Origin of the sequence: Rhizobium sp. PvP014 (assembly GCF_017876855.1) — a bacterium.
Classification (GTDB): domain Bacteria; phylum Pseudomonadota; class Alphaproteobacteria; order Rhizobiales; family Rhizobiaceae; genus Neorhizobium; species Neorhizobium soli.
In genome coordinates this window covers 2,981,970-2,994,468 of sequence record NZ_JAGIOT010000002.1, presented here as the reverse complement: position 1 = coordinate 2,994,468, position 12,499 = coordinate 2,981,970, and the positions used below count along the sequence as shown (strand labels likewise).

Genomic DNA, 12,499 nt, shown 5'->3' with positions numbered 1-12,499 from the left:
CGTCACGCCGGTCCATGCCAGCTAAACCGCGGGTTGGTGCGAATGGTTCCGTTTCGGCCCTTCGGGATCGGGAACATGGCCTAATAGCCGGCTGTGCGGTCCACGACGTGCTGCAGTGCCTCACCGGCTTCGAACCGCTGCATCTGCACCTCGGCATTGCGAAACAGTGCGCGGATATCCGACGCGGAGGCTGCATGCGGCGTCACGATGACGTTGTCCATGGCCCAGAAAGGGCTCTCCTTCGACAACGGCTCCTGTTCGAAGACATCCAGCGACGCTCCGCCCAGCATGCCACTCTCGAGCGCTGACACGAGATCGGCCTCGACCTGGCTGCCGCCGCGGCCGGCGTTGATGAAGACCGGTTTGCCAAGAGCGCCACCTTGACGGAGTTTCGCAAACAGCGACGAATCGAACAGGCCGCGGGTCTCCGGCGTCAGCGGCAGGAGGCCGACAAGGATATCGGTGCGGCCGAGAAATGTATTCAGCCCATCGGCATCGAACGTTTCGACGCCTTCGATGACCTTGGGGCTGCGTGACCAGCCGACGACGTTGAAGCCCATGACCTTGAGCTTGGCGACGGAATCCAGACCGAGCTTGCCGAGGCCCATGACACCGACCGTGAGGTCCTTTGCCTCCGGCTGGGCGAGCTCACGCCATTCGCTGCGACGCTGCTGGGCAAGGTAGGTCGGCATCTGTCGCAGGTGGCTCAGCGCCTGCAGGACAACCCATTCGCTCATGCGTGTCGTCAGGCTCTGATCGACGAAGCGGACGATCGGGCGATCCGGCAGTCCGGGTGTGGCCAGGATTGAATCGACGCCGGCGCCGCCGGAAAAGAGCACGTCGAGGTTCGGCGCGCGCTGGAAGAGATCGACATCCGGCTTCCACATGACCGCATAGCGCGCCTGGGACAGATCCGCCGACTTGTCTGCGGCATGCAGGATGGTTCGCCCGGGAAACGCTCCCTCAAGGGCCGCGTGCATTTCACGCTGCTCGAATTTGAGATCGATGACGACCGCGCCTTTTTCGGACATGTCCTGTTCCCGGATTTTGAGATTACTGATTGATGGCGCCGGCTTCGACGGCTTCCAGGTTGAAGGCGGCGGCCATCAGGGCGCGGGTATAATCCTCGCGGGGTGCCCGGAAGATCTGATCGGCCGGGCCCTCTTCGACCACCTTGCCGAGCCGCATGACGATGACGTGGTTGGCGAGCGCCTTCACCACCTTCAGGTCATGGCTGATGAAGAGGTAGGCGAGGTTATGCTTCTTCTGCAGGTCGCGCAGAAGATCAACGACCTGCGCCTGCACGGTCATGTCGAGCGCCGATGTGGGTTCGTCGAGCATGACGAAGCGCGGCTTCAGCACCATGGCGCGGGCAATCGCGATACGCTGCCGCTGGCCGCCGGAGAATTCGTGCGGGTAACGCCAGCGCGTGGCCGGATCGAGCCCTACTTCGCCAAGCGCCCAGACGACGCGGGTATCGCGCTCATCGGCCGAAAGCTGGCTCTCGTGAACCTTGAGGCCTTCGGCAATGATTTCGCCGACCGGCATGCGCGGGCTGAGCGAACCGAACGGATCCTGAAACACGACCTGCAATCGATCGCGGAACGGCCGCATCTGCTTGAAGGTATATTTGCCGATATCGTTGCCGATGAAGACGATGCGGCCTTCGGACGAAATCAGCCGGGCGAGCGCCAAGCCCAGCGTCGTCTTCCCGGAACCGGATTCGCCGACGACGCCGAGCGTTTCACCGGCGCGCAGCGTCAGGTCGACACCATCGACCGCCTTGACGTGATCGACCACCCTGCGCATGAAACCGGCCTTGACCGGGAACCAGACACGGATGTCCTTGCCTTCCATTACCACAGGGCTTTGCGGATCGACGACCGGCGGTTCGCCGCGCGGTTCGGATGCCAGGAGATGCTGGGTGTAAGGGTGCTGCGGCTTGGTGAAGACGTCCTCGACGCTGCCGGCCTCGACAATCTTGCCCTTCGTCATGACGCAGACACGATCGGCGAATTTGCGCACGATGCCGAGATCGTGGGTGATGAACAGCATCGACATGCCATGCTCGCCCTTCAGCGCGCGCAACAGATCGAGGATCTGTGCCTGTACCGTGACGTCGAGCGCCGTGGTCGGTTCGTCGGCGATCAAGAGTTTCGGCCGGTTGGCAAGCGCCATGGCGATCATCACGCGCTGGCGCTGGCCGCCCGAAAGCTCGTGCGGATAGGCCTGTAGGCGCTTTTCCGGATCGCGGATACCGACCTGGTTCAGCAGTTCCAACGTACGATCCCGCGCCGTCTGGCCGGAGACGCCCTGATGCAGGTCGAGGATCTCGCCGATCTGCTTCTCGATCGTGTGAAGCGGATTGAGCGAGGTCATCGGCTCTTGAAAGATCATCGTGATGTCGTTGCCGCGCACTCGGCGCAGGTCCGGCTCCGATGCCTGGAGGAGATCGCGGCCATCAAACAGGATCTGGCCGGAGGGATGGCTGGCCGCTGGATAGGACAGGAGTTTGAGGATGGAATTGGCGGTTACAGACTTGCCGGACCCGGATTCGCCGACAAGCGACAGAACCTCGCCAGGTTTGATGTCGAACGACACCTTGTCGACGGCAAGCGTCGTTGCGCCGCCCTGATGGAAGGCGACGGAGAGATCACGCACGGAGAGAAGCGGTTCGGTCATGGTTTCACCCAAACGTCTTTCTCGGATCGAAGGCATCGCGCACCGCCTCGCCGATGAAGATCAGCAGCGACATCATGATCGACATCGTGAAGAAGGCCGTGAGGCCGAGCCATGGCGCCTGAAGGTTGTTCTTGCCCTGGGCGATCATTTCACCGAGCGACGGCGATCCGGCCGGCATGCCGAGGCCCAGAAAATCGAGCGAGGTCAGTGTCGCAATCGAGCCCGACAGGATGAAGGGAAGGAAGGTCAGGGTTGCGACCATCGCGTTCGGCAAAAGGTGCCGATACATGATCGTGGCATTGCCGACCCCCAGGGCGCGGGCGGCCCGCACATATTCGAAATTGCGGGCGCGCAGGAATTCCGCCCTGACGACGCCGACAAAGCCTACCCAAGAGAACAATAGCATGATGCCGAGCAGCACGAAGAAGCCCGGCGGCAGAATGGCGGCGATGATCAGCAGGATATAGAGCACCGGCATCGACGACCATATTTCGATGAAGCGCTGCATCAGGAGATCGACCCAGCCGCCGAAATAGCCCTGAATGGCGCCTGAGGTCACGCCGATGACGGCCGAACAGATGGTGAGCGCAAGGCCAAACAGGACGGAGAGACGGAACCCGTAGATCATCCGCGCCGTCACGTCGCGCGCCTGGTCATCCGTGCCGAGCCAGTTGAGGTTGCCGAGGCTGCAATTGGGATCCTGTGTGCCCTGCGGATAGGCCTTGCAGCGTTCATCGGCAGACATCAGCCAGAAGGGTTTTGTCGGCGCCGAATGGGGGATCTGCGAATTCACCGTTTGATAGGAATAGCGGATCGGCGGCCAGATCATCCAGCCATTGGCCTCGATTTCCTGCTGGATGAAGTCGGAGCGGTAATCCGTCGTGGCGAGAAAGCCGCCGAATTTCTCTTCCGGATAATCGATCATCACAGGATAGAGGATCTCGCCCTTGTAGGACGCAATGATCGGCCGGTCATTGGCGATCAACTCGGCGGACAGCGCCAGAACGAACAGGACCATGAAGATCCAGAAGGACCAGAAGCCGCGCTTGTTGGCACGGAAATTGGCCAGCCGTCGTCGATTGGTCGGCGACATCAGCGGGCGCTTTACGGGGATTGTCTCGGACGGTGTCACGGCAGGTGTCTGCATCACACGTCCCTCCGCTCGAAATCGATGCGCGGATCGATCCAGGTATAGACGAGGTCGGAGATCAGGCTGACGACAAGGCCCATCAGCGAGAAGATGTAGAGCGTGCCGAACACGATCGGATAATCGCGGTTGATGATGGAGAGGTAGCCGAGGCGGCCAAGCCCATCCAGCGAGAAGATGTTCTCAATGAGCAGCGAGCCAGTGAAGAAGGCCGAGATAAAGGCGCTCGGGAAACCGGCGATGACGATCAGCATGGCGTTGCGGAAGACGTGGCCATAAAGCACCTGCCGCTCGTTGAGACCCTTGGCGCGGGCGGTCGTGACATACTGTTTCTTGATCTCGTCGATAAAGGAATTTTTGGTCAGAAGCGTTGTCGTGGCAAAGGCCGATAGCGACAGCGCGATCAGCGGCAGCGTCAGGTGCCAGAAATAGTCGATGATCTTCTGCCACCAGGTGAGCTGGTCGAAATTATCAGAGACGAGGCCCCGCAGGGGGAACCAGTCGAGGAAGGAACCGCCTGCGAACATCACGATCAACAGGATGCCGAACAGGAAGCCCGGAACCGCATAGCCGACGATGACGATGCCCGACGTCCAGACGTCGAAGGTCGAGCCGTCCTTGACCGCCTTGCGGATGCCGAGCGGGATCGAGATCAGATAGGACACGATCAGGATCCAGAAACCGAGCGAGATCGACACCGGCAGCTTGTCGATGATCAGGTCGATCACGGACGTGTTGCGGAAGAAGCTTTCGCCGAAATCAAAGCGCGCGTAGTTCCACATCATGTCGAGGAAGCGGGTGAGCGGCGGCTTGTCGAAACCGAATTGCTGCTCGAGCTTCTTGATAAATTCCGGATCGAGCCCCTGAGCGCCGCGATAGCGCGATTCATCGCCACCGCCGCCCTGCCCGATCATATCGCCACCACCGGACAGGCGGTCGCCGCTATCCTGTCCCTGAACCTGCGCAATAATCTGCTCGACAGGCCCGCCGGGTGCGAACTGCACGACGAGGAAGGAGATTGCCATGATGCCGACCAGCGTCGGGATCATCAGCAGCAGGCGACGAAGAATATAGGCGCCCATCAGAGAACCCTGCTTTTCGGCTGTGGCCCGATGTCGGACAAAACTCCGGACGCACGTCCGCTTCGCACGTCTGCTGGGACTGCTCTCGCATCACCGAAATCCGGCGCAGGGGTCAAACGGCAATCCTCATCGTAGGTGCGAATCAATCGGGTCATTTGGAACAGGTGCGCAGAAGCCACGCAAGCCCGTCAGTTTCTATGATCACTTCTTGGCCGCGGTCGACGACCATGTCGAGGGGAAGCCGATACCATATTCCGGCAGCTTTGCAGGATGGGTGATCCGGTTCCAGTAGGCGATCTTGGCTTCGCCGGAGTAAAAGAGTGGAACCACGTAACGTTTTGCCAGCAACACGCGATCCATCGCCTTGACCGCAGCGACCTGGTCGTCACGGTTCGGCGCGAAGACGATTTTCTTGATCAGGGTATCAACGGCCGGATCGGCGATGCCGGCAAAGTTGCGCGATCCATTGCGATCGACCGACTCCGATCCCCAGTAATCCGCCTGTTCGTTGCCGGGGTTCATCGATTGTCCCCATACGTTCCAGATCATATCGTAATCGAAGCTGCGGGTTCGATTGATATACTGCGAGGAATCAACGGTGCGAAGCCGTGCCTCTACCCCGATCTTTTTCAGACTTGCCACGAAAGGATTGACGGTACGCTCCAGCGAGGCGCTGCCGAGCAGGATCTCGAAACTCATCGGCTGTCCGGTTTTGGCATTTACCATCCGGTTGCCTTTCAACTCCCAGCCCGCCTCTTTGAAAAGGCTGATTGCCTTGCGCAGATTGTCACGAACCTTGTTGGGGTCGCCACCGACCGGATTTGTAAACGGGGTGGTGAAGACCGATGGGGGAACCTGGTCCTTCACTTCGTTCAGGATCTCAAGCTCGCGTCCCTGCGGCAGACCGGACGAAGCAAGTTCGGTTCCCCAGAAGAAACTATCGACACGCTTGAGACCACCAAAGGCGAGGTTCTTGTTCAAATCTTCAAAATCGAGCGCGTAATTCAGTGCCTCACGGACCCTCGCGTCCTTGAACATATCGCGCCGGCCATTCGGCACGAGCGCCTGCATGATGCCGCTTGCCCTGAATGGATTGGCGAGCGCTTCCTTTTTGATGCGCCCGTCCTTCACAGCGTCGAAATCATAGCGGGTGACCCACCGGCTGGAACTGTTTTCCTGCCGGTAATCGATCGTGCCGGCTCGGAAAGCCTCGAACTCGACATCGGCATCGGAGAAATAGGTGTAGCTGACGGTCCTGAAATTATTCTGGCCGAGGTTGATGGGCAGGTCTTTACCCCAGTAGTCGTCGCGCAGTTCGAAGCGGATGGCGGATCCGGGCTGCACCGAAGCGATCTTGTAGGGCCCGGACGCCATCGTGGGCTCAAGCGTCGTGCGGGAAATGTCGCGTTGCTTGCCGGCCGCATCCTTGCCTTCCCACCAATGTTTCGGGAGGATGGGGAAGTCACCGACGATAGATGGCAGCTCGCGATTGTTTTCCTGGTCAAACCGGAAGGTTACTTCGCGGTCGCCGGTCTTCTCGACGCTTGCGACATGGCGATAATAGCCGGAATACATGGCACTCAGCTCCTTGAGCTTCGCCATGCTGAAGATAACGTCCTCCGGCGTGACCGGCTGACCGTCAGCCCATGTCGCTTCCGCTCGCAGCCTGAACGTAGCAGTCGACATGTTCTCCGGATAAGACACCGCTTCGGCCAGGAGACCATAGGTGCTGAAGACCTCGTCCTCGGACCGTTTCATCAGCGTGTCGTAAATCATACCGACACCGGCTGCGGAAGCTCCGCGGTCTATCGCCGGGTTGAGGTTGTCGAACGTCCCCTCATCCGCCAGACGCAGTTCGCCTGCCTTCGGAGCGTTGAGATCCACATAGGGCAGTTGCTTGAAATCTGGGGGCAGAGCAAGATCGCCGATGACGGCGATCCCATGCCGCCATCTGGTGCCTGCATCCTGTGCCGCAACGGATGTGCCAATGACCGCGACGGCTGCCACGGTTACAAAACCCATCTTCCACCAAGCCAAGCCCATGCAACATCCCTTTGTCATTCGTGTTGCAGTGAAGCATAGGGCAAATAACAGCAAAAGACAGGCAGCCGCTGTCACAAGCGATTTATCCGCGAAATCCGGCAGCGGATGCGATCTCCATTTCAACAAAATCGCATTCCACGGTAGAAGAAGGACTGATTTGATTTGCGGCGGATGTGCATGAGACCGATTTCTAAGACCATTCTGGGCCTGGCTGCTGCCGCTTTGTTCTGCGGTGCGATTTCCGAACCGACGTTCGCCCAGGAGGAAAGGACTGCCAAACAGCTGTTCGGATCCGTGAAACTGCCCAATAGAGGCGATGCCGAACCGCTCGGCTTTTATGCCAAGGGCTGCCAGTCCGGCGCCGTGGCCTTGCCGACGGACGGGCCGACCTGGCAGGCGATGCGCCTTTCGCGCAATCGCCGCTGGGGCAATCCGGCGATGATCTCCCTGCTGGAGCAGTTCTCACGCGATGCGGCAGGTCTCGGCTGGGGCACGGGCATTCTGGTCGGCGACATCTCGATGCCGCGCGGGGGGCCGATGCCAAGCGGCCATGCCTCGCACCAGATCGGCCTGGACGCAGACGTCTGGTTCACGCCAAAGCCGCAGCGGCCGCTGTCGCCGGCGCAGCGCGAAGACATTCCGTTCACCTCGATGCTGGACAAGAGCAAGTTCCTGACCGTCGACAGCCGCCGCTGGAGCACCACCCATGCCCGTCTGGTGATGCAGGCGGCGAGCTATCCGCAGGTGCAGCGCGTTTTCGTCAATCCGGCAATCAAGAAGAAGCTTTGCGAGACCTGGTCCGGAGACCGCAGCCTGCTCGGCAAGGTGCGGCCGGTCTATGGCCATGACGAACACTTTCATATCCGCATGAACTGCCCGCCGGGCGCTGCCGGCTGCGAACGCCAGGCATCGACGCCTTCCACCGACGACTGCAACAGCAAGGCGCTCGCCTGGTGGTTTACCAAGGAGCCTTGGGCGCCGCCGAAGCCTGCGGATCCGAACAAGAAGCCGGTAAAGCCGCGCCAGGTTATGCTGTCCAACCTTCCCAGGGCCTGCGCTGCGGTTCTTAGCGCCCCCTCCCGCTCCGAGCAGGACGCGACTTTCCAGGGTGGTGGCCAGGGTGGCGGCGGGATGGCCTACTCTCCATCGGTACCGCTTCCTGCCGCGGCCAGCAGTCTGGATACGATGACGGACGGCGAGATGCCCGGCCCGGGCTCCAACGTTCCACTGCCGAGCCCGCGTCCTTCGCGCTGATCGGGATTCCGTCGGGACCATCTTTTCTTCCCGCCGGAGGCAGGCTAGAAGGCCAAGCATCAATCGCCAGCAATCCGATCTATGGCTTTGCAGAGGAATTCCATGTCGACGCTTCCCTGCATCGCGCTTATTGCCCACGACCTGAAGAAGGACGAGATGGCGGAATTTGCGCGCCGGCATCAGGCGGCGCTGTCCCGCTTCCGTATCGTCGCCACCGGCACGACCGGTGGCCGCGTTCTTGAAGCTGCTCCCAATCTCGATGTCACCCGTTTGAAAAGCGGTCCGCTTGGCGGTGACCAGCAGATCGGCGCGATGATCGCAACCGGCGAAGTGGGCATGCTGATCTTCTTCATCGATCCTTTGAGTGCCCTTCCCCATGACGTCGACGTCAAGGCGCTGACCCGGCTTGCAACCGTCTACGATATTCCGATGGCGCTCAACCGCGCCACGGCAGAAAAGCTTGTTGATTTCCAGTAGGAGGAGAGAATTCGCCATGGCTGAAGTGCAACCGCACACATTCGCCTTCCCGATCCTGATCGGCGATATCGGCGGCACCAATGCCCGCTTCTCCATCCTCGTCGATGCAACGAGTGCGCCGGATCAGTTCCCGCATGTGCAGACGGCAGACTATGAAACGATCGACGATGCGATCGCCGATGTCGTCTTGAAGAACTCCGTGCACAAGCCACGCAGCGCGATCCTTGCTGTCGCCGGCCCGATCGATGGTGACGAGATCGACCTCACCAACTGCGACTGGATCGTGCGTCCGAAAAAGATGATCGGCGAACTTGGCTTCGATACGGTTCTCGTGCTCAACGATTTCGAGGCCCAGGCACTGGCCGTTGCCTCGCTGTCTGCAGCCGATCGCCAGCCGATCGGTCCGATCGCCGAAGCGACCGAGGCTTCGCGCGTCGTGCTGGGTCCCGGAACCGGTCTCGGCGTCGCAGGGCTCGTTCATGCCCGTAACACCTGGTTCCCAGTCCCCGGCGAAGGTGGGCATGTGGATATCGGTCCGCGTTCGAAGCGGGATTTCGAGATCTTCCCGCATCTGCGCCGCATCGACGGCCGGGTGTCGGCCGAAGAAATCATTTCCGGCCGCGGTCTTCTCAACATCTACAACGCCGTTTGTGCTGCCGATGGCATCGCTCCGAGCCTGGATGCTCCGCCCGAAGTGACCGAACAGGGACTTTCCGGCGAAAACCCGCAGGCGACGGAAACGATCGAGCTTTTCGTCCGCTATCTCGGTCGCCTTGCCGGTGACCTCGCGCTCATCTTCATGGCACGCGGCGGCGTCTTTCTCGGTGGCGGCATCTCGCCGCGGATCCTTGATGCATTGACGAAGCCCGCGTTTCGTGAAGAGTTCGAAGACAAGGCGCCGCACAACGAGCTGATGAAGACCATTCCGACCTTTGTCGTCACGCATCCGCAGGCGGCCCTTGCCGGTCTCGCCAGCTTTGCGCGCTCGCCTGCGACCTACGGAATTGCGCTGGAAGGCCGTTGCTGGCAGCGGTAGTTGCGCCGGGCCGACGTGCCCGAATGCAACAGCGCGATGGAATCACCCGCGATTGGCTGGCAAAAGCCTGCCCAAGCGTTTAATAGCGCCTTCGGAAATATACTCCGGCATGACGCCGAAACGGGAACGCCCTATTGAACGCCGCAAAAGACAAGAAGCGCCACGTGGATTCCGTCACCATCGTGAGTGTGCTCAAGCGGGTGATCGCCGAGAATGGCCGGGATCACGTGCGATCCTATGCGTTTGCGATCTCCTGCCTGGTCATGGTCGCCCTTTCGACAGCCTTCACGGCGTGGATCATGGAGAAGGTCGTCAACGAGGCGTTCGCCAACAAGCGGGCGGATATCGTCTGGCTGATCTGCGGATCCATTCTTGCCGCCTTCGTGCTGCGCGGCTTTGCCACTTACGGCCAGGCTGTGACGCTGTCGAAGATCGGCAACAATATCGTTGCCCGTTATCAGCGCCGGATCTACTCGCATCTGATGTCGCTGTCGGTTGGCTTCTTTGCCGAAGCCCGATCCGCCCATCTTGCTGCCCAGATCAGCCAGAACATCAACGGCGTTCGTGACGTCCTCAACCTGACGGTCACCTCCACGGCGCGCGATCTCCTGACGCTGGTCGCGCTGATTGGGGTGATGGTGACGAAGGACTGGGTCCTGTCGCTCATCGTCTTTGCAGTCGCACCGCCGCTTCTTTATGCGCTGCGCTATGTTTCCAAGCGCCTTCGCGCCGCCACAAGAGAGGCTGTTGAACAGAACAGCCGCGTGCTTGGCGCCATGCAGGAAACCATCCAGGGCATCGCCGTGGTCAAGGCTTTCACGATGGAAGGCGAACTCGACAGCAAGGTGAGCCGCATCATCAAAGCGGCAGAAGGCCGCGCCAACCGTATCGCCCGTCTGTCGGAGCGCACGTCGCCGCTGACGGAAACCTTTGCCGGCTTTGCGATCTCCAGCGTGCTGGCCTATGCGGCGTTCCGCTCGATCTATGACAACGTACCTCCAGGCGCTTTCTTTGCCTTCGTCACCGCGCTGCTGATGGCCTATGACCCGGCACGACGGCTGGCCAAGCTGCAGGTGCAGCTCGACCGTGCCGTCGTCAACGCGCAGATGATTTATGCCCTTCTCGATATGCAGCCGGCACAGCGGGAAATGGCCGGTGCCAAGGACCTCGTCGTCGACAAGGCGCGCGTCGAACTGAAGAACGTCGTGTTCTCCTACGGCAGTGGCAGCCCGATCCTGCGCGGTGTCGATCTTGTGGCCGAAGGTGGCCAGACGACGGCGCTTGTCGGTCCATCCGGCGCCGGAAAATCGACGATCATCAGCCTCATTCCCCGTTTCTACGACCCGGCGGAAGGCGCAATCCTGATCGACGGGCAAAACATTGCCGAGGTCACCAAGTCGTCGCTGCGCCATCAGCTCGCCTATGTCTCGCAGCAGCCCTACCTGTTTGAAGGCACCATCCGCGACAACATCCGCTACGGCCGGCCGGAAGCGACGGATGCCGAAGTGGAAGAGGCGGCAAGACTTGCCTATGCCCACGACTTCATCCTGGCGCAGCCGCTTGGTTACGAAACGCCTGTCGGCGAAAACGGCATGAGCCTGTCCGGCGGCCAGCGGCAGCGGCTTTCGATTGCCCGCGCATTGGTGCGGAATGCGCCGATCCTGCTGCTCGACGAAGCAACGTCTGCGCTCGACAACGAGTCCGAGGCCGCCGTTCAGAAGGCGCTCGATACCGCCATGCGCGGACGCACCGTCATCGTCATCGCGCATCGTCTTTCCACCGTCGTCAAGGCCGACAAGATCATCGTGATGCATGAGGGCCGGGTGATGGAAGAAGGCACGCATGAGGTTCTTGCGCAGCGCAAGGACGGGCTCTACGCTCGCCTCAACAACCTGCAACTGCCCGTCAAAGATTTTTCGTAAACCCTTTAGGAAACCCGTCGCCCATGGCCGCAAACGACATGAAGCTTGTAGTGGTTGGCGCGGCAGGCCGTATGGGCCAGGCCCTGATCCGGATCATCCACGAGACCGACGGTGTCACGCTGCATGCCGCGATCGAACGGGACGGCTCAGCTTTCGTCGGCAAGGATGCCGGTGATCTTGCAGGAACCGGGCCGCTTGGCGTCATCGTCACCACCGATCCCCTGAAGGCGTTTCTCGACGCCGATGGCGTTCTGGATTTCACGGCACCCGCAGCAAGCGTGACGTTTGCCGGGCTCGCCGCACAGGCGCGCATCGTGCATGTGATCGGCACGACCGGCTGCGGACCGGAGCACGAGGAAAAATTCGAGGCTGCCGCCCGGCATGCACGGGTCGTGAAGTCCGGCAACATGAGCCTTGGCGTCAATCTGCTCGGCGTGCTGACGCGCGATGCGGCGAAAGCGCTTCCTGCTATTGGCTGGGATATCGAAATCGTCGAGATGCACCACAAGCACAAGGTGGATGCGCCATCCGGCACCGCGCTGCTGCTTGGCGAGGCAGCGGCTGCCGGGCGTGGCATCGATCTTGCCACGCAATCGGTTCGGGTGCGCGACGGCCATACCGGCCCCCGCCCCGCCGGCACGATCGGCTTTGCGACGCTTCGCGGCGGCTCCGTTGTCGGCGATCATTCGGTCATTCTTGCCGGCGAAGGTGAGCTGGTGACGCTGTCGCACAGTGCCCGCGACCGTTCGATCTTCGCGCGCGGCGCGGTGACTGCGGCCGTCTGGGCGCGCGACGAAAAGCCGGGTTTCTATTCCATGCTCGACGTTCTCGGGCTTTCTTGACACTATCGGAGGAA

The 12,499-nt window shown here is 61.0% G+C and carries 10 protein-coding genes; 5 read left to right on the top strand and 5 right to left on the bottom strand.

Annotation, left to right across the window (positions count from 1 at the left end):
* Positions 1-80: 80 nt before the first annotated feature.
* The 5 genes from J3A65_RS18975 to J3A65_RS18955 all read right to left on the bottom strand — a co-directional run bounded on the left by J3A65_RS18975 (position 81) and on the right by J3A65_RS18955 (position 6,954).
* Complete coding sequence (locus tag J3A65_RS18975; protein ID WP_209902825.1) at positions 81-1,031, bottom strand: glyoxylate/hydroxypyruvate reductase A; 951 nt, start codon at positions 1,029-1,031, stop codon at positions 81-83.
* A gap of 22 nt (positions 1,032-1,053) precedes the next feature.
* Positions 1,054-2,682, bottom strand: coding sequence for an ABC transporter ATP-binding protein (locus tag J3A65_RS18970; protein ID WP_209902823.1), 1,629 nt, complete (start codon positions 2,680-2,682; stop codon positions 1,054-1,056).
* Between the two features lie 4 nt (positions 2,683-2,686).
* Entirely contained in the window at positions 2,687-3,829 is a 1,143-nt protein-coding gene (locus tag J3A65_RS18965) for an ABC transporter permease (RefSeq protein ID WP_209902821.1), read from the bottom strand.
* Entirely contained in the window at positions 3,829-4,911 is a 1,083-nt protein-coding gene (locus J3A65_RS18960; RefSeq protein WP_209902819.1) for a microcin C ABC transporter permease YejB, read from the bottom strand. Before J3A65_RS18960 ends, J3A65_RS18965 begins: the two co-directional genes overlap by 1 nt.
* Before the next feature lie 201 nt (positions 4,912-5,112).
* Positions 5,113-6,954, bottom strand: coding sequence for an extracellular solute-binding protein (locus tag J3A65_RS18955; protein ID WP_113109317.1), 1,842 nt, complete (start codon positions 6,952-6,954; stop codon positions 5,113-5,115).
* Positions 6,955-7,131: 177 nt separating this feature from the next.
* Between J3A65_RS18955 and mepA the strand changes: the two genes are divergently transcribed.
* The 5 genes from mepA (at position 7,132) to dapB (ending at position 12,485) form a co-directional block, all read left to right on the top strand.
* Positions 7,132-8,208: a penicillin-insensitive murein endopeptidase gene (gene mepA, locus J3A65_RS18950; protein ID WP_209902817.1), complete on the top strand. Its 1,077-nt coding sequence runs from the start codon at positions 7,132-7,134 to the stop codon at positions 8,206-8,208.
* A gap of 102 nt (positions 8,209-8,310) precedes the next feature.
* Positions 8,311-8,685 (top strand): methylglyoxal synthase, encoded by a 375-nt coding sequence (locus J3A65_RS18945; protein ID WP_092663925.1) that lies wholly within the window; start codon positions 8,311-8,313, stop codon positions 8,683-8,685.
* A 16-nt stretch (positions 8,686-8,701) separates the two neighbouring features.
* On the top strand, positions 8,702-9,721 hold the full coding sequence (locus J3A65_RS18940; protein ID WP_209902815.1) for a glucokinase: 1,020 nt from the start codon (positions 8,702-8,704) through the stop codon (positions 9,719-9,721).
* Positions 9,722-9,855: 134 nt separating this feature from the next.
* Positions 9,856-11,643 (top strand): ABC transporter ATP-binding protein, encoded by a 1,788-nt coding sequence (locus J3A65_RS18935; RefSeq protein ID WP_209902813.1) that lies wholly within the window; start codon positions 9,856-9,858, stop codon positions 11,641-11,643.
* Positions 11,644-11,666: 23 nt separating this feature from the next.
* A complete protein-coding gene (gene dapB, locus J3A65_RS18930; protein WP_209902811.1) occupies positions 11,667-12,485 on the top strand; it encodes a 4-hydroxy-tetrahydrodipicolinate reductase in 819 nt (272 codons plus the stop codon).
* Positions 12,486-12,499 lie beyond the last annotated feature (14 nt).